This window comes from Ensifer sp. Root1252 (genome assembly GCF_001425885.1).
GTDB lineage: Bacteria > Pseudomonadota > Alphaproteobacteria > Rhizobiales > Rhizobiaceae > Ensifer > Ensifer canadensis.
Genome location: NZ_LMDT01000012.1, coordinates 449,148 through 466,810 on the forward strand (window position 1 = coordinate 449,148; position 17,663 = coordinate 466,810).

Annotated in this window: 17 protein-coding genes, 1 pseudogene and 1 riboswitch; of the genes and pseudogenes, 10 read left to right on the forward strand and 8 right to left on the reverse strand. The window is 62.0% G+C overall.

All coding sequences use genetic code 11. The annotated features are described in order from the left end of the window. Nucleotides 1-231: 231 nt before the first annotated feature. Complete coding sequence (locus ASD02_RS14730) at nt 232-1,344, reverse strand: NADH:flavin oxidoreductase (RefSeq protein WP_025427457.1); 1,113 nt, start codon at nt 1,342-1,344, stop codon at nt 232-234. Between the two features lies 1 nt (nt 1,345). Then, complete coding sequence (locus ASD02_RS14735; protein WP_025427456.1) at nt 1,346-1,738, reverse strand: RidA family protein; 393 nt, start codon at nt 1,736-1,738, stop codon at nt 1,346-1,348. Between the two features lie 139 nt (nt 1,739-1,877). On the opposite strand from ASD02_RS14735, the gene ASD02_RS14740 reads away from it, so the two are divergent. Next, on the forward strand, nt 1,878-2,774 hold the full coding sequence (locus ASD02_RS14740; protein WP_025427455.1) for a LysR substrate-binding domain-containing protein: 897 nt from the start codon (nt 1,878-1,880) through the stop codon (nt 2,772-2,774). A 57-nt stretch (nt 2,775-2,831) separates the two neighbouring features. Here ASD02_RS14740 and ASD02_RS14745 read toward each other — a convergent pair whose 3' ends face one another. Both ASD02_RS14745 and ASD02_RS14750 read right to left on the reverse strand, forming a co-directional pair. Continuing rightward, entirely contained in the window at nt 2,832-3,125 is a 294-nt protein-coding gene (locus ASD02_RS14745) for a hypothetical protein (RefSeq protein ID WP_025427454.1), read from the reverse strand. A gap of 249 nt (nt 3,126-3,374) precedes the next feature. Beyond that, nucleotides 3,375-3,818 carry a MarR family transcriptional regulator gene (locus tag ASD02_RS14750; protein WP_025427453.1) on the reverse strand — a complete coding sequence of 148 codons (444 nt, stop codon included), beginning with the start codon at nt 3,816-3,818 and terminating at the stop codon, nt 3,375-3,377. Between the two features lie 154 nt (nt 3,819-3,972). Here ASD02_RS14750 and ASD02_RS14755 point away from each other — a divergent pair, with 154 nt between their 5' ends. After that, complete coding sequence (locus tag ASD02_RS14755) at nt 3,973-4,737, forward strand: alpha/beta hydrolase (RefSeq protein ID WP_082555546.1); 765 nt, start codon at nt 3,973-3,975, stop codon at nt 4,735-4,737. A gap of 379 nt (nt 4,738-5,116) precedes the next feature. Here the strand turns inward: ASD02_RS14755 and ASD02_RS14760 are convergent, their stop codons facing one another. After that, on the reverse strand, nt 5,117-5,389 hold the full coding sequence (locus ASD02_RS14760) for a hypothetical protein (RefSeq protein ID WP_025427451.1): 273 nt from the start codon (nt 5,387-5,389) through the stop codon (nt 5,117-5,119). Between the two features lie 104 nt (nt 5,390-5,493). Here ASD02_RS14760 and ASD02_RS14765 point away from each other — a divergent pair, with 104 nt between their 5' ends. Next, complete coding sequence (locus tag ASD02_RS14765; protein ID WP_025427450.1) at nt 5,494-7,269, forward strand: SLC13 family permease; 1,776 nt, start codon at nt 5,494-5,496, stop codon at nt 7,267-7,269. A gap of 56 nt (nt 7,270-7,325) precedes the next feature. On the opposite strand, the pseudogene ASD02_RS14770 reads toward ASD02_RS14765, so the two are convergent. Next, a pseudogene (locus ASD02_RS14770) lies at nt 7,326-8,319 on the reverse strand (NADP-dependent oxidoreductase). A 58-nt stretch (nt 8,320-8,377) separates the two neighbouring features. Beyond that, on the reverse strand, nt 8,378-9,193 hold the full coding sequence (locus ASD02_RS14775; RefSeq protein ID WP_025427448.1) for an oxidoreductase: 816 nt from the start codon (nt 9,191-9,193) through the stop codon (nt 8,378-8,380). An 89-nt stretch (nt 9,194-9,282) separates the two neighbouring features. Here ASD02_RS14775 and ASD02_RS14780 point away from each other — a divergent pair, with 89 nt between their 5' ends. Beyond that, on the forward strand, nt 9,283-9,714 hold the full coding sequence (locus ASD02_RS14780; protein ID WP_025427447.1) for a helix-turn-helix domain-containing protein: 432 nt from the start codon (nt 9,283-9,285) through the stop codon (nt 9,712-9,714). A gap of 332 nt (nt 9,715-10,046) precedes the next feature. On the opposite strand, the gene ASD02_RS14785 is transcribed toward ASD02_RS14780, so the two are convergent. Continuing rightward, nucleotides 10,047-10,340, reverse strand: a complete 294-nt coding sequence (locus tag ASD02_RS14785; protein WP_025427446.1) for a DUF1330 domain-containing protein — start codon at nt 10,338-10,340, stop codon at nt 10,047-10,049. A 187-nt stretch (nt 10,341-10,527) separates the two neighbouring features. Next, a riboswitch (cobalamin riboswitch) is annotated at nt 10,528-10,744 on the forward strand. Nucleotides 10,745-10,851: 107 nt separating this feature from the next. Between ASD02_RS14785 and ASD02_RS14790 the strand changes: the two genes are divergently transcribed. The 6 genes from ASD02_RS14790 (at nt 10,852) to ASD02_RS14815 (ending at nt 17,649) form a co-directional block, all read left to right on the forward strand. Continuing rightward, a complete protein-coding gene (locus ASD02_RS14790) occupies nt 10,852-11,265 on the forward strand; it encodes a DUF1636 domain-containing protein (protein ID WP_025427445.1) in 414 nt (137 codons plus the stop codon). A 22-nt stretch (nt 11,266-11,287) separates the two neighbouring features. Then, nucleotides 11,288-12,094, forward strand: a complete 807-nt coding sequence (locus ASD02_RS14795; RefSeq protein ID WP_025427444.1) for an ABC transporter ATP-binding protein — start codon at nt 11,288-11,290, stop codon at nt 12,092-12,094. Then, on the forward strand, nt 12,091-13,044 hold the full coding sequence (locus ASD02_RS14800; protein WP_025427443.1) for an ABC transporter substrate-binding protein: 954 nt from the start codon (nt 12,091-12,093) through the stop codon (nt 13,042-13,044). The genes ASD02_RS14795 and ASD02_RS14800 overlap by 4 nt, the downstream gene beginning before the upstream one ends. A gap of 75 nt (nt 13,045-13,119) precedes the next feature. After that, the gene (locus ASD02_RS14805; protein WP_239637572.1) at nt 13,120-14,124 is read left to right on the forward strand and encodes an iron ABC transporter permease; all 1,005 of its coding nucleotides are present in this window, start codon (nt 13,120-13,122) and stop codon (nt 14,122-14,124) included. A gap of 76 nt (nt 14,125-14,200) precedes the next feature. Further along, nucleotides 14,201-14,761, forward strand: a complete 561-nt coding sequence (locus ASD02_RS14810) for a DUF924 family protein (protein WP_025427441.1) — start codon at nt 14,201-14,203, stop codon at nt 14,759-14,761. A 131-nt stretch (nt 14,762-14,892) separates the two neighbouring features. After that, nucleotides 14,893-17,649 carry a mechanosensitive ion channel domain-containing protein gene (locus ASD02_RS14815; protein WP_063963245.1) on the forward strand — a complete coding sequence of 919 codons (2,757 nt, stop codon included), beginning with the start codon at nt 14,893-14,895 and terminating at the stop codon, nt 17,647-17,649. The last annotated feature ends 14 nt before the right edge of the window (nt 17,650-17,663 follow it).

The following is a 17,663-nucleotide window of genomic DNA, read 5'->3' on the forward strand; positions in this document are numbered from 1 at the left end:
CCTAAACCGTCCTCATCTCTGTGCTTGTCACAGAGATCTCGCGCAGTTCCGTAGGAACTGCGGGACCAGCCCAAGTCTTTGGGCTGAAGGGTCTTTTGACTCGACAGACGTCGGGTCGCTGGATTCCGGCACAAGGCCGGAATGAGGGACTGGGGATGTTCCTACGCTCAAAGCAGGCCTGTCAGCTGCCAGGCCAGGGCGGCGCCTTGTTGTGGCGCCGCCTCTCTTGGCTCAAAGCTGAAGCTCGCTGTCCTTGATGTCGCTGATCGGCGACAGCATTTCCAGCTTCAGCGGGCGGGCCTCGCGCTTCTCAGTGGCGATGCGCGGCCAATCGGGATTGGCGAGCGCGCCGCGACCGAGCGCGATCATATCGGCGCCGGCCTGCAGCACCTGCTCGGCGCGGGCGATATCGTGCAGACCGCCATTGGCAATGACGAACAGATCGGGCGCATGCTGGCGGGCAAGGGAGACCAGCGATCTGCCGCCGGAAGCAAAGGCCGGTTGCCAGGCTTCGAACTCAGTCACGTGTACGAAGTCGGCGGGACTGGTGGCCAGCGCCTTGAAAACGATGGCAGCACCTTCTTCGCCCTCCGCCCATTTATGTAAGGGGTCGTTGACCTTGCCCTGGGACAGGCGGATGCCGACGGGCACCTTATCGCCGACGGCGCTGCGAACCGCGTCCAGCACTGCGAGGCTCAGGCCCAACCGCTTGCCGATGTCGCCGCCCCAGCGATCCTGCCGCCGGTTGGTGTAATCGGTGAAGAACTGGTCGAGCAGATAGCCGTTGGCGCCATGGATCTCGATGCCGTCGAAACCGGCGACATCGATGGAAAGCCTGGCGGCTTGCGCAAAGCCTGATATCGCTTCGGCAATCTCCGTCCCATCCATCTCCCGCGGCTCGGCATAGAGACCCTCACCGTGGTAGGAGACCATCTGTTTGCCTCTCGGCTGCAGTGCCGAGGGTCCGACTGTGTCGCTGCGGAAGCGATTGCCCTGGGCGAGCGCACCGCCATGCATAAGCTGGGCAAAGATGCGGCCGCCCGCGGCGTGCACCGCATCGACGACCGCCTTCCAGCCTTCCGCCTGTTTCCGGTCGGCAAGTCCCGGTTGGTCCCTATAGGTTTGCGCATAGGCCTTGTCGGGATAGATGCCTTCAGTTGTCAGGAGGCTGAAGCCGCCCTTTGCGAAGCGCCGGTAGTAGTGCGCCATCCTTTCGGTCGGTACGCCCTCGGCAGTGGCGCTGATGCGGGTCATCGGCGCGACGGAAAGCCGGTTGCCGAAGGCCAGCCCTTTGAGCGTCGTTCCGGTCAGGATCGGCGAGGCGACCGTGCTGTGCGCGTTCATCTCAACGATCCTCGGTCAGCGCAATCGCCTCGATCTCGATCATCGCCTTCGGCGAATAGAGCGAGGAGACCTCGATGATGCTGTCGGCGGGATAGGGTGCCGAGAACCATTTGCGGCGCAGCTCGACGATCTTCCCGAAGTTTTCCATCGAGCGCAGGAAGATCGTTACCTTCACGACCTTGGAAAGGCTGGAGCCGGCAGCAGTCAGGACGCGGTCGAGATTGCGGAAGGCCTGCTCGGCCTGACGGTCGAAATCGTTCTCACCGACGATTTCGCCATCGTCGCCGATTGCGGCCTGGCCGGAGACGAAGACGAAACCGTTGGCCTTGATCGCCTGCGAAAGCAGGAATGGCGCGTAAGGATCGGGCTTGGTGATGACCTGTTCGAGAAACACGGGGAATCCCTCTATGCTTGAGTTCAACTCAGCTTGGCGGCGTTGCCTTGGCTGCTGAACTCAATATGATGAGGCTTCGCCCGGCTGACAAAAGACCATTTTTCAGCCGACAGATGAATTCAAGTCATTTGTTGCCGTCATGAGAAAATTGCCGCCGCTCGGCGCATTGCGGGTTTTCGAAGCGGCCGCCCGCCGCTTGAGCTTCAAGCAGGCGGCCGACGAGCTGAACGTGTCGGCGACGGCCGTCAGCCATCAGATCCGCCAGCTTGAAGATCTGCTGGAGCTGAAGCTGTTCGAGCGCGGCACGCGCCAGGTGCGGCTGACGCCGGCTGGGCAGACGCTGTTTCCGGTGCTACGCGATGGGCTCGACCGCTTCGAGCAGGCGATCGGCGAACTGCGCCGCAGCCGTGACACCAAGGTGGCGCGGCTCACCTCAACCGTCGCCTTCGTCGCCAAGCGGCTGGCACCGCTCGCCGGCAGCTTTCGCGACGCTCATCCGGACTGGAACCTGCGCCTCGACGCCTCGAACAGGACGGTGGATCTGGATGCCGATGCCGACGCGGCCATCCGCTATGGCGACGGGCAGTATCCCGGCCTGCTTTCCGAGCCGCTTTTCGCCGATCGTTTCGCGCCGGTCTGTGCGCCGCGGTTGGCGCCGATGTCCCTCGATGCGCTGCGAGAGGCGACACTCATTCACTTCGATTGGGGGCCGGCGCGGCGCGACGACGAGCGGGCGCCGGTCTGGCGGCAATGGCTGAGGCACGCAGGCGTCACCGATATCGACCCGGCTGGCGGCCTCTCCTTCACCGACGAGATCCATGCGGTGCAATCGGTCGTGGCCGGGCAGGGCATCGGTCTCTTGAGCCTGACCCTGGTTGCCGAGGAACTTGCCTCCGGCATACTCGTCCAGCCGTTTGCACTGTCGCTCGAAAGCTACCGCTACGATCTGGTCTATAGTCCGCGGGCTGCCGAGCGGCCGGCAACGCAGGTGCTGAGGGATTGGGTACTGCAGCAGTTCAACGGCGGAAGCCAGTAAGAGGCGAGGCAGCCGATCGCCTCGGCAAGCTCAATTGCCGCAAGGTAGGCCCCGCAATCAGTCGAAGTCACCGAAGACGTCGAGGCTCCTCCAGCGGCGGCTGACGAGGCGCAGCGAGCGATCTGGTTCGATCACGTAGGTCTCAAAGACCTGACGGCCGAATTGGTCGAAGAACTGGTGCGGCACGATACTGCCGACCGGCGCCTTCTTCAACTTGGTGCGAGGCTGGCCGCCATAGGTGATGCTGCCGGGGATCGGCTGAAGGTTCGGCGAGTAGCCGTAGGTCTGAACACCAGTGGTGCAACCACTGAGAAGGAGGACGACGGAAAGGGCGGCAAGAGCATGTTTCATATCGATGGTCCTCGACTATGCAGAAGGCGGATCGGAGTTCTGCCCGACGCCATGCGCAACTTCCAGGGCGTTACGACTTACTTTGGCGCCTGCCGGCGATAATCCAGCACCTTTCTCTAAAGTGTAGCGCTTCAACGGAAATTTCCAAGTTTCCGTGCGGCGATTGCCGATGGCGACAGGACCCTCGGTGGCCGCGTGTCTCATTAGACGCGCAAAGCTCGCTGTAGCACTTTGAATTGCTGCATGTTTCTACGCTTCTTCGCGGGTGAGGCCGTCGCGCAGCATCTGGACCTTTTCGTTGAGATCGATCATCTCGGGCACGGTAAATCCGGAACGACGCAGCAGCGTGTCGGTGAGGCATGCGGTCTTGGGGTGAAGCTCCTTGCCCTTCTCTGTCAGGAAAACCTCGACCAGCCGTTCGTCGACGGTGCTTCTGCGTCTTGAAAGGAAACCGGCCGCCTCGAGCCGCTTGACTGCCGGGGTGATGGTGCTCGGTTCCAGGCCGAGCCGATCGGCAATCGCCGATATGCTCAAGCCGTCCTGTTCCCACAGTGTACTGACGGCCAGATACTGCGTGTAGGTGACGCCGAGCGCGTCCAGCATCGGCTTGTAGGCGCGATTGATGGCGATCGCTGCCGAGTAGATCGAGAAGCAGAGCTGGCTGTCGAGCGGAAGCGGTGCGGGTTCGGTCATGGTCGTCTCCAATATTTAAGTCCGTGGCTTTTCATGAGCTTAGCACGAAAACCATTATTGCGATAATAAAATGCTGGACAGGTGATCGCGTAAGGCATATCTAATGATTACCGCGATAACAACTATCGCGCTAACAAATTAAGGAGTTGCGCAAATGTTGAAGACATCTCTGCTTGCCGCCGCCGCCTCGCTCACCCTGGCCGCCACCGGCACCACCGCGTTTGCCGCTGATGCAGGCGCAAAGAACGTCGTTCTCGTCCATGGCGGTTTCGTCGATGGCGCCGGCTGGAAGGGTGTCTACGACATCCTGAAGAAGGACGGCTACACCGTCAGCATCGTCCAGAACCCGACGACCTCGCTTGCCGCCGACGTCGCTGCCACAAGGCAGGCGATCGACAAGGCTGATGGATCGGTGGTGCTGGTCGGGCATTCCTATGGCGGCGTCGTCATCAGCGAAGCCGGCACCCATGAGAAGGTGCAGTCGGTCGTCTACATCGCCGCGTTCGCCCCGGATAAGGGCGAGTCGGTCTCGACCTTGATTGCCAACCCGCCGGCCGGCGCGCCGGTGCCGCCAATCCTGCCGCCGGTCGATGGCTTCCTGTTCCTCGACAAGGCAAAGTTCGCCGCATCGTTTGCTGCTGACGTCGATGCCGAGACGGCCGCCTTCATGGCAGACTCCCAGGTTCCGTGGGGCGTCGAAGCGCTGGCCGGCGCCGTCACCGAGCCTGCTTGGAAGACCAAGCCGAGCTACTATCTGGTTGCGGGTGAAGATCGCATGATCCCGCCGGCTGCCCAGCAGATGATGGCCAAACGCGCCGGCTCAACCGTCGTCGAAGTGCCCGGCAGCCACGCCGTCTATGTCTCCAATCCGAAGGCGGTCGCCGATCTCATCGAGAAGGCGGCGGAAACCGCCAACTGATCGTCGGCGACGAACGACACAGCAACAATCGACCAACACAGGGCCGGGAGAGGGATCTCCCGGCTCTAAAGCGCGTCGCGATCTCCAGGATTCGCTTGCTGCCCTTTAAGCTCTTGTTTTTGCGCATGTCGTCATCACAAAGCCGCTGCGCACTTTTGCACGACATGCTCTAGATTGCCGACATACCCCAGAGAATCCTGTCTAACGGGAGGCTCACCCAGTTCTCCCTCATTCCGGCCCTGTGCCGGAATCCAGCGAGCTGACGTCTGTCAGGTCGAAAGACCTTTCAGCCCAAGGACTTGGGCTGACTGGATTCCTGTGACGGGCACAGGAATGAGGGTGCTTTGAGCGCCGTGAAGGCGCCCGAATGTCGAACAGGTCATATGGATGACTTTGTCATCAGTCTGAGGGGCGGGAGAGGGATCTCCCGGCCGTGTTTGCTGGGCAGGACCTTCCGTCTTCCGAACGGCCCGGCGGCAACATGCAGCTTGCCCACAGCTTCGCCGTTGATGGCCACGCTGGCCCATTGGTACAAGCCTTCCACCGTCAGCTGTGGGAAGAGGGCAGGTTGCGAGTTCGCCGCGCCAACCCGATGCGTTTCGCGCTCATACCCAGATTTGTCGCTGCGGCGAATTCCGATTTGGCGAAACATGCGGTAGTCCTTGGGTGAACTTCCCGTCGGATTGTGCGTCAGGCCCCAAGCGCCTGTCGCGCGCTCTGCTGTCGCCCAGTCCTTCTGCCGAACCCAGGTATTGCATGACCGCCGAACAGTCCCTCGCGTTTATAGTCATCGGCGCCATGATGGCATTCTTCATCTGGGGGCGGTTTCGATATGACGTGATTGCCTGTTCCGCCCTGATGCTTTCGGTCGCCGTTGGCATCGTGCCTTTCGATCACGCCTTTGATGGTTTCAGCGACGATATCGTCATCATCGTCGGTAGCGCCCTTATCGTCAGCGCCGGGGTGGCGCGCTCCGGTGTCGTGGATGCGGCGATCCAGCGGTTTCTGCCGAACATTTCCTCGGTCCGGGCGCAGCTTGCGCTGCTGGTCATCACGGTCACGGTGCTTTCCGCCTTCATCAAGAATATCGGCGCGCTGGCGATCATGATCCCGGTGGCGTTCCAGTTTGCCCGCCGTTCCGGCGTCCAGCCCTCGGTGTTCCTGATGCCGATGGCCTTCGGCTCGCTGATCGGCGGGCTGATGACCCAGGTCGGAACCTCGCCCAATATCGTCGTTTCGCGCGTGCGCCAGGAGTTGACGGGCGAGAGCTTCACCATGTTCGATTTCACCCCCGTCGGCGCCACGCTTGCTGCCGTCGGTGTCGTCTTCCTGCTGTTTGCCTACAAGCTGGTGCCGCAGCGCACGAGCCAGCATGTCTCGGTGCAGGCGGCGATCGAGATCACAGACTATACCTCGGAGGCGGTGGTTGCCGCCGGTACGCCCATGATCGGCAAGTCGCTGAGCCAACTCGTCAAGATTGCCGACGGCGGTGCCGTCGTCACCGCGATGTTCCGGCGCGGCCTGCATGTGGCGCCATTGCCTGACGTCAAGCTCGAGGCCGACGATATCCTGCTGCTCGAAGGCGGGCCGGATGCGCTCGATCGTATCGTCTCGCAGGCCAAGCTGAAGATCTCCGGCGACCGTTCGCCGTCATCCAGCGAAAAGACCGGCGCGGAGATCGAGGCGGTCGAGGCTGTGATCGGCGGCGGCTCGCCGCTCGAAGGCATGACCGCGCAGCGCCTGGCGCTGTTCAGCAACCACAACATCAACCTGCTTGCCGTCAGCCGGCAGGGCGAGCGGCTGAAGCAGCGGCTCGGCAACATTCGCTTAAGGGCCGGCGATATCGTCGTGCTGCAGGGCGCGCGCCGTGAACTGCCGTCGTTCCTGCAGGACTTCGGCTGCCTGCCGCTGGCGCAGCGCGAGATCCTGCTTGGCACCATCCGCAAGGCGACGCTGCCGCTCCTCGTTCTTGCCGCCGCCATGGGCTCGACGGCCGTCGGCCTCGTGCCGATCCCGATCGCCTTCTTCGCCGCGGCCCTTGCCATGGTGATCTTCCGCATCATTCCGCTGCGCGACGTCTACCGGTCGGTCGACGGGCCGATTTTGGTGATGCTGGCAGCGCTGATCCCGGTCAGCGATTCGCTGCGCACGACAGGGGGCACCGACGTGATCGCCAGCTGGCTCGGCACGATTGCCGCGGGCCTGCCGCCGGCCGGGGCGCTGACGCTGATCCTGCTCGCCGCCATGGCAGTGACGCCGTTCCTCAACAATGCCGCGACCGTCCTGGTCATGGCGCCGATCGCCGCCAGTTTCGCGACCACGCTTGGCTACCGCCCCGAAGCCTTCCTGATGGCGGTTGCCATTGGCGCAGGCTGCGATTTCCTGACCCCGATCGGCCACCAGTGCAACACGCTGGTCATGGGCCCGGGCGGCTACAAGTTCAGCGACTATCCGCGCCTCGGCCTGCCGCTTTCGGTGGTGATTGTCATCGTCAGTGTGCCGGCGCTGATCGCCGTCTGGCCGCTGCGCTAATCGCCTTCCTAAAGGTAGTTGCTTCCTCTAACGGCAATCGGACCGGACCCCAGACGTCACTTCACAGCGACGACGACTTTCCCCTTGGCACGCCCCGTTTCGACATAGTCCAGCGCCTCGTTGGTCCTCTCGAACGGGAAGACCCGATCCACTACCGGTCGTATGGCACCTGTGTCGATCAGGGAGGTGATCTGACCAAGCTGCCCACCGTTGGCCGTCATGAAGTGGAAGGAGTAGCTGATCCTTCGGCGCTTCGATTTTCTCCTGATGCCGAAACTCAGCAGGCGCATGACCTGTTGAAGCAGCCAGCCAGAACCGTTCTGCCGCGCGAAGTCCGGATCGGGCGGACCGGAAATCGAAATCAGCTTCCCGCCCGGCTTCAGAACAGCGAGGGATTTCTCCAGCGTTTCCCTCCCTAGGCTGTTCAGCACGACGTCATAGCCCTGCAGCACTTTCTCGAAGTCATCCTTCTTGTAGTCGACGACGACGTCTGCGCCGAGACTTTTCACAAGAGCGATATTTGGTGTGCTCGTGGTCGTCGCCACATATGCCCCAAGATGCTTGGCAAGCTGGATCGCGATCGCGCCCACACCACCGGAGCCGGCATGGATCAGGACCTTCTGTCCCTTTTGCAAGTTGGCCCGCTCGACAAGCACCTGCCATGCTGTCAGGGCAACAAGCGGAATGGATGCGGCCTCGTTCATACTCAGATTGTTCGGCTTCATCGCTACATCGGCCTCGTCCATGGCGATGTACTCTGCAAATGTCCCGATGCGATCCTGGGCCGGGCGTGCATAGACCTCGTCACCAGGCTTAAATCGCCGGACATTGGCCCCGACCCTGACCACCACGCCCGCTACATCGTTGCCCAGCACCAGTGGAAGGCGGTAGGGAAGGATGACCTTGAACTCTCCGTCCCTGATCTTATTGTCCAAGGGGTTCACGCCGGCGGCATGAATCTCAACCATGACATCGTTCTCTCGGCTGTGGGCCTTCGCCGAGCCGGAGAGCGCCGCCTTTCAGATAGCGATCGATCAGGAATGATTTCATCAGACTAACTTTCGTTTCTATGGTGAGCCGGCAGCGCCAGCAGTGCGGCGGCGACAGCTCAATCGGGAAGTCTGCTGAACTTCCGAAGGTTCTTGTCGACGATGGACTCGGGCAGGAAGCGACGCATGAAACGGACTTGTCCTGCAGCTTTTCCGGCGGTGTAGCGTCGTTTGGGCGATGCCGCATTGGCGGCCCTTACGACGGCTTCGGCGACCACCTCGGGTGCATCGCCCTTCGCGACGATGTCGCGCATCAGCCTCTCCGCGTCGGCGCGAACCGTGTCGTAAACGGCAAGCGGGCGGTCCGGTCGCGTGATGTTCTCTTCGAAGGATGTGCGGGTTACGCCGGGCTCGACAAGCACGATGCGGATGCCTTGCGTTCGCACTTCGTGGTCAAGAGACTCCGAATAGCCTTCGATGGCATGTTTGGTCGATGCGTAGAGCGCATTGTAGGGGGCGGGGATCAGCCCGAGTATGGAGCTGAGGTTGACGATCCGTCCTCGATGCTGCCGTCTCATCGTGGGCAGCACCGCATTTGTCATGCGTATGATGCCGAACACGTTTACGTCGAAGACGGCTTTCGCCTGTTTCGTCGTGGATTCCTCAGCGCCGCCGAGCAGTCCGATCCCGGCATTGTTGACAAGAAGATCAATCCGTCCTGCGCGACTTAGAACCTCGTCGACGGTTGTCTGCACCGATGCGTCATCGGTTACATCGCAGATCAGCATCGTGATCCCGTCCGGGGTATCGGGCATCGGCTTTCGGCTGGTACCGAAGACACGGTAGCCATCGTGCCGCAGCGCTCGTGCTGTCACCAACCCAATGCCTGAGGAAGCGCCCGTGACCAGGGCAATGCCGCGTTCTGTCTTGCTCATCGGCTTGTGCTTTCATTTTATCATGGAATATCGCTGAACATTCAGTTACTATTAAATTAGTAGTTAGTCACTATCAAAAAGATACTAACATGAAAAATCTGTCGAGCCAGCCATGCCTGATCGCCAGGAGCCTTGCGCTTGTGGGGGATGCCTGGAGCATGCTGATCATGCGAGATGCCCATGCGGGCCTGACCCGCTTCGATGATTTCCGCAAAAGTCTTGGTATCGCGCCGACGATGCTGACGGGGCGGCTTTCAGCGCTGACGGAGGAGGGGCTGCTGGAGAAACGCCGCTATTCCGATCGTCCGCCACGAGACGAATATGTCCTGACCGAAGCTGGCCAAGACTTCCTGCCGGTTCTGTTTGCCATCGGCGCGTGGGGACGCAAGCATCGCGGCGGGGGCGAGGTAACCCGGTTCTTCGACGCCGAGACCGGAACGGAGATCGATCCCGTCACCATCGACCGGGCGACCGGCGCTCCAGTCGGGACACGTCCCATTCGTATCGCCGCACCGGAATGAGGCACCCCAGGCAGATGAAGTATCGCCTGACAACGCCTCTTGAAATCGCTTCCAGCACAGAGTTGCCGGTCCGTTGGTCGAGCAATGTCTTATGACCGTCGCCGGCAAACGCTGATGCCAGATTAATAGGTCCGGTTGACAGTCGCGATCGATCGTCCTGATGGCGTGAGAAGTGCTCTGCCAATGTGCGTCGCAGGCATCATTCGTTAGCTTGTGTTGTATTATGATATTACATAACAGATGAATATGAAAATATGCCGCATGTTGATATGCCAATGCCGCACCTTTGCGGTAAACGTCGGAAGCTGCTGGAACAATGACGGCCCGACTGCTTAGGTGGCAACGCCTTCCAGCGTCATGATCCGCGTCTTGGCGCAGCGCTCTCGGATCGCCTTGAGGCGTTGATACGCCGGCGAGTTGTACCACTCGAGCAAGGAGTGCATGTCCGGGAACTCGACAATGACGAGCCGGTGCGGCTCCCAGTCTCCCTCGAGCACCCGGGTAGCGCCACCGCGCCCCAAATATCGGCCACCATAGCGCGCCTCCGTTGCCGGCACTTCCCGTATGTATTCTTCAAAGGCCGCGGCATCGGTGACCTCGACATCCGCAATCAGATAGGCGGCCATGGCAGATCTCCTTTTCCACACAGGCGCCATCGAAGGATACGCCCGTTGGTCGGTGCGGGCGAGTTGGTCAACATATTTTTGTGTTGAATAATGTTATGTTATCACATAACAAATGCGCATGAAAAAATGCGACATGTTGATAGGCCAAGGCCGTGCTGTCGCGGCGGTTGTCACCTCCGCCGAAGTGTGCGACGAAGGCTTTGATGGTGCTGCAACCGCGACAATGCGGAAGCGGCTGAAAAGGGAACACGGAGCGGACGACCCAAATGGGGCCGAAACCGTGGCTGCCCCCGCAACTGTGAGCGGAAAGCGCATTCACACCATGTCACTGGCGATCAGCCGGGAAGACGTGGATGCGCCGCGACCCGCGAGCCAGGAGACCTGCCATCGAACCGATCAACCACAACGGACGGGGTGTTCCGATGGAAAAGAACTGGTTTTTGCGCGACGGTCATCCGTCATCATGCCGCGTTGCCACATTCTCTCCGGACCAATCCGGAGGAGAAGAGACATGGCCAATCCGGTTTCCCGACAGCACACGATAACGGTCTGCACCGATTGCCGTTTCACCGGCGGCCCATGCCGTCCGGGAGCGGATCTGATCCAGCGGCTGAACCGCAGTATTGCCGCGCTCGGCGAGCCGCTCGACCGGGATTTCTCCATTACTGGGACGGTCTGCATGGCCGCGTGTACCAGGCCTTGCACCATCGCTTTCCAGGCAACCGGCAAGGCGACCTACCTCTTTGGCGATATCTCGCCCGAGGAGGATATCGATGATCTCGTCTCGTTCGCGACCACCTATGCCGGAAGGGGCGATGGCATGACGCGGGCGGCCGAGAGGCCGCGCGGGCTCAACGGCAAGACGCTGGCGCGCATCCCGGCAGCGATGCTGGTCTCCGAAGACATCGGCTGGCATTTCCAATGATGGCGCGGGGAGGGACGAGCCGATGAGCTGCACCGCGACAGGGGCCGGGCTTCGGGTCCACGCCCTGGATTGGGGACCGCGCCCGGACCTGCGGCTGGTCCGCGAGATCGACTTTGCCATTGCGCCCGGCAGCCGGCTTGCCATTCTCGGGCCGAACGGTGCCGGCAAGACCTCGCTGCTGCGCTGCCTCTATCGCTCGGCCCAGCCGATAGCGGGCGCAATCGAGGTCGATGGCGTCGACATCTGGGCGATGACGGCGCGCGAGGCGGCAAAGATCATTGCCGTCGTGCTGCAGGAAATGCCGAGCGACTTTCCCTTCAGCGTGCGCGACGTGGTGATGATGGGCCGCATCCCCCGGCGTGAGGGCATGAGCGGCTGGACCGCGAGGGACCGCGAGACGGTTGCGCACGCGCTCGAGCATCTCGATCTCACCCACCTTGCCGGGCGGCAATTCGCGACGCTTTCGGGCGGCGAGAAGCAGCGGGTGCTGATCGCCCGGGCGCTTGCCCAGCAGCCGCGCATCATCATTCTCGACGAGCCGACAAACCATCTCGATATCCGCCACCAGCTCGAAATTCTCGAGTTGTTGCAGACGCTGCAGCTGACGATCGTCACCACGCTGCACGACATCAACCTGGCAGCCGAGTTCGCGACCGATGTGGCGATCCTGACGGAGGGACGCATGACGGCCTTCGGCCCGCCCGAAGACGTGCTCAACCCACAAGCGCTTTCCGCCGCCTTCGGCGTCACCGCCACTGCCCACAACAATGCCGTTTCGAGCGGCGCACGCTTTTCCTTTTCACTTGCTCGACAGGAACTGATTTCATGAAGACCTTCATTGCCCATTCCGCCTTTGCCCTGCTGGTTCTGGCGGCAACGCCGGCGCTCGCCTATCCCGTGACCGTCAAGAGCTGCAACCGCGAGGTGACCTTCGATTCAGCACCGAAGCGCGCCGTTTCCAACGACGTCAACCTCACTGAAATGATGCTGGCTCTGAAATTGCAGGACCGCATGGTCGGCTATACCGGCGTATCCGGCTGGAAGACGCTGGACGAAAAGCTGCGCGAAGGCGTCAAGGCGCTGCCGGAGCTTTCGGAAAAATATCCGACCAAGGAAGTGCTGCTCAATGCCGACGCCGACTTCTACTTCGCCGGCTGGAACTACGGCATGAAGGTCGGGGGCGAGGTGACGCCGGAAACGCTCGAACCCTTCAAGATCAACGTCTATGAGCTGACCGAATCCTGCATTCACGTCATGGCCAAGGGCAAGCCTGTCATGGACGACATGTTCGTCGATATCCTCAATCTCGGCCGCATCTTCGGCGTCGAGGATCGGGCGCAGGCGCTGGTCGACGGTTATCGCCGCGATCTCGACAAGATCACTGCAGACACCGGCGGCATCGAACGCCCGACCCGCGTCTTCGTCTATGATTCCGGCGAGGAGAAGCCGTTCACGTCAGGCCGGTTCGGTATCCCGACGGCAATGATCGAGGCGGCGGGCGGCGTCAACGTCATGGACGACATCGAGAAGAGCTGGACCGAGATTTCCTGGGAGCCGGTGATCGACAAGAACCCTGAGGTGGTGGTGATCGTCAACTATGGCGAGGTCACCGCCGAGCAGAAGATCGCCTTCATGAAGAGCAACCCCGCCTTCAAGAACATCGATGCCGTCAGGAATGACCGCTTCGTCGTGCTCGATTATGTCGAGGCGACACCGGGTCCACGCAACATCGATGCCATTGCGCGCCTTGCCAGGGCCTTTCACGGGCAGGCGATGTAACCGAGGCGGCCTGCGGGAGCATGCCGTTTCGCATGCTCCCGCCTTTCCATTCCAATAATTGACCAGGGACGGACTGTGAAAACCACGACCGCCATTCTCGCGGCGCTGCTGTTGCTGTGCCTGACGATCACTGCCGCCGTCTCATGGGGTTCAGCGCCCATCCCGGTCTCGACCGTCTGGTCGATCATCGCCTCGAAGCTGTCGCCCGGCAGCGTCGACGTCGTCTGGTCGGCGGGGCGCGAAAGCATTGTCTGGGACGTGCGCCTGCCGCGTGTCGTGCTTGCCGGGCTGGTTGGAGCCGGGCTGGCCTTGACCGGCGCCGTGCTGCAGGCGGTTACCCGCAATCCGCTTGCCGATCCGCATCTGCTCGGTGTGTCCTCCGGCGGCGCGCTCGGCGCGATCATCGCGCTACTGCACACCGGACTCATTCTCGGCCTTGCCACGGTGCCGCTGTTTGCCTTTGCCGGCGCGCTGGCTGCGACCGCACTTGTTGCGCTCGTGACAAGGGTGCTCGGCACCAATGCCGACCGGCTGGTGCTATCAGGCGTGGCCGTTGCCTTCACCTTGACGTCTGTCGGCAACCTGATGATTTTCCTCGGGGATCCAAGGGCGGTGCATACGGTGATTTTCTGGATGCTCGGCGGTCTCGGGCTCGCGCAATGGCCGCATCTTGTCTATCCCGCGGTGGTGCTGACAGCCTGCCTCGGCTACCTCGTGCTGAGGGCGCGCGAGATCAATGCGCTTGCCATGGGCGACGAGACGGCAACGACGCTCGGCATTCCCGTTCGCCGGTTCCGCCTCGTCCTCTTCGTCGTCACCGCACTTCTGACCGGGGTCATGGTCGCTTTTTCCGGCGCGATCGGCTTTGTCGGCCTGATGGTGCCGCATTTCGTGCGGCTGTTTGCCGGCAGCGACAATGTCCGGGTCATCCCGCTTTCGGCCTTCGTCGGGGCGCTGGTGCTGATCTGGGCGGACCTCTTTTCCCGCGTCGTCATGGCGCCCGAGGATATGCCGATCGGCGTCATCACCGGGCTTGTCGGCGGCATGGCTTTTATTGCCATTTTGAAGCGTCGCGCGTAAGCCAGCGGCATGGACACGGTGCGATTGCCGCCTATCTGATAGGTCGACCGTCCCCACGGCATGACATGAGGAGCGAATGACCCATCAAGCTGAGGCCTGCACCCCAGATGAAGTGCTGAAATTCTGGTTCGAGGAACTGTCGCTCGACCACTGGTTCAAGCCGTCGCGCGAGCTGGACGAACATTGCTTCCTGCGCTTCCAGGCGTCGCACCTCGCCCTTGCCAGGGAGATCGGCGACATCTGGCGGGCGACGCCGGAAAACCGGCTGGCGGCAATCGTGCTTCTCGATCAGTTGCCGCGCAACATGTATCGGGGGACGCCGCTTGCCTTTGCGACCGACGGCCTGGCGCTCCGGGAAGCCAAGCTCGCCGTCGGCGCCGGCGCCGACATGGCGGTCCGGCCGGAGTGGCGGGCGTTCTTCTACATGCCGTTCGAGCACTCGGAGAACCTGACGGATCAGACGATGGCGGTGAAGCTTTTCACCGAGCTCGGCGATCCCATGTATATCGATTATGCAATCCGGCACCGGGAGGTGATCGAGACCTATGGTCGCTTCCCGCACCGCAACGCCTTCGTCGGTCGGACGTCGACGGCGGCGGAACTGACCTATCTGGCGCAGCCGGGCGCAGGATTCTGACAGTTTTACGGGCTGTGAAGGCATGTTTTACCGTGTCTTTGCATCTTTCCGCCGTCTTTCGTATTCAAACCGCATTGTGACGGCTGCCGGGGCGATTCCGCATCCGGGCGAGGTCTGGGCTTCCGAGGGTTTTGAAATTGCATTTCGTGGCAAAGTTGTTCGCTGTTTCTGTCTGCCTGCTGTCGCTGGCCGGTGCCGGCACTGTCGTGGCGCAAAACGCCCAACCGGTGCAGACGACGACGCAACCCGGCGAGAAGCCCGCTCAAGCTCCGGCAGTGCCTGCCGAGGGCGGCGCGCAGCCTGCCCAGAACACACAACCGGCCGCCGACGGCAAGGCGCAGCCGGCAGCGAACGTGCAGCAGCCTGCAGCGGGTGCTGCCCAACCGGCGCAAAACGCCGCGACGCCAGCGCAGCCGACCGACGCAGCCGTTGCTGCCGAAGCCGGCCAGAGCCAGACGGCGGAGCAACTGGCTCACGCCGGCAAGGAACTGGCGCGGCTGAGGGACCTCATTGCCAAGGCCAGTGACGACGACATTGCGCTTGCCGAGCTCAAGGTGCAGGTCGATGCCGTCGCCAAGCAGATCATCTCGACCTCGATCGCCACGCGTCCGCGGCTGGACGAGATCAAGGCGCGGCTGACCGAACTCGGCGATCCACCGGGCGCGGGGCAGCCACCGGAAGCCGATATCGTCACGGCCGAGCGCAAGCGGCTGCTTGCCGAACGCGGCGAGATCAATGCGCTGACGGGGGAGGCCGAGGGCCTTTCGGTCCAGGCGACGAAACTGTCGAACGGCATCACGGCGACGCGACGCGCGCTGTTTTCCAACACGCTGTTGAAGAACACCGACGTTTCGGTCGAAATGTTCGACGAGGCGCTGTCGGCAACGGCCAATGAAACCAAGGTGCTGTCGCGCAGCACGATGAGCTGGCTGACCTTCGTCTGGAAATACAAGCGGATTCCCTTGCTGACCGCGATCTTCCTGTCGATCTGTGCCGCACTCGTCTTCCTCGTCGGCAGTAACAAGCTGTTTTCACCCTATATCCACCACGACAAGTCGGACGAGGAGCCGAGCTATTTCCGGCGTCTGTCGGTTGCCTTCTGGTCGACATTCATTCCGACCATTTCGACAGGCGCCTTTGCGCTGTCGAGCTTCTTCTTCCTGCACAGTTTCAACGTGCTGCGTTCGGATATCACGCCGATCATCGCGATTGCGCTTGCGGTCACGGTGGTCGGGTTCTTCGTGACCACGCTCGCCAATGCGGTGCTGTCGCCGTCGGACTCGCGCTGGCGCCTCGTGCGCGTGTCGGATCGCGGCGCCAAGGTGCTTTTGGTCACCATCTTCGCCATGGCGCTGGTCAACGGCCTTGACTACATGTTCGGCGGCGTCAGCGAAGCGCTCGGCTCGCCGGTCGTGCTGACGGTGGTGAAGAGCTTCACCGCCTCTGTCATCATCGGTCTGATCATCATTGCTTCGGCCTGGATCAAGCCGACGCTCAAGCACGATGAGCCTTTCGATGCGCCGGGTCGCCCGTGGCCGCGCCTGGTCTCCATCGTTCTGATCCTGACTGGCGCGTCGCTCATCATCGCCGCCGCTACCGGCTATGTCGGCCTGTCCCGCTTCATCGCCACGCAGATCATCATTACAGGCGCGATCCTGGTGATGATGTATATCGGCTTCCTCACCGGCAAGGCGGTCTCGCGCCAGGGGGCGTTCGCCGAAACGGCAGCCGGGCGCTATCTCGAGCGCCGCTTCAAACTTGAACAGGTCGGGCTCGATCAGGTGGGCCTGGTGGCAGGCCTCAGCATTTACGCGCTGGTGACCCTGTTCTTCATTCCGCTAATCCTGCTGCAATGGGGCTTCCAGGTCGCCGACATCGAATCCTGGACCTATCGCGCCATCACCGAGATCAAGATCGGCACCATCACCATCTCGCTCATGGGCATCATGGCGGGCATCCTGTTCTTCATTCTTGGTTACATCGTCACCCGCTGGGTGCAGCGCTGGATCGACGGCAACATCATGGCGCGCAGCCGGGTGGATGCGGGCGTCAGAAACTCTATCCGCACCGGCATCGGCTATATCGGCGTTGGGCTCGCGTGCCTGATCGGCCTTTCGGCTGCCGGTATCGACCTTTCCAATCTCGCGCTCGTCGCCGGTGCCCTCTCGCTCGGCGTCGGTTTCGGTCTGCAGAACATCGTTTCGAACTTCGTCTCGGGCCTCATTCTCCTGGTCGAGCGTCCGTTCAAGGTCGGCGACTGGATCGTCAGCGGCACGACGGAAGGCTTCGTCAAGCGCATCTCGGTGCGCGCCACCGAGATCGAGACCTTCCAGCACCAGTCGATCATGATGCCGAACTCGCTGCTGATCAACGCGTCGGTCGGCAACTGGACGCACCGCAACAAGCTCGGCCGTTCGGAAATCGCCGTCACCGTCACCTATGCCAGCGAGCCCCGGCGGATCATGGATCTCTTGGCCGAGATTGCCGCCGCCCATCCGATGGTGCTGAAGAACCCGTCGCCAAGCGTCGGCTTCACCTCCTTTGGCGATGACCGCATGACCTTCGAACTCCGGATCTACGTGGCCGATGTGTTGACCGGCGGCGGCGTGCGCAACGATCTGCGTGTGGCCATCTACGAGCGCTTCCGCGACGAGGGCATCGGTGCACCGTTCCCCTTGAAGATCGAGGACGTGCCGATCGAAGATCAGACCGGCATCGAGAGCCACGAGCCGGAAACCGTCGGCGAGCCAAAGGGCGCAACGTCGGCCGAGGCGAGGGCCACAGCCTCGAAAAAGGAAACCGCTTCCGCGGCGCCGCTTGACGAGGAAAATGAAGAGGAAGGCGGCAAGCGCCGCGCTTCCAGCCGCCGCTCAAACCCCAACCGCTGATAAACGGAGCGTTC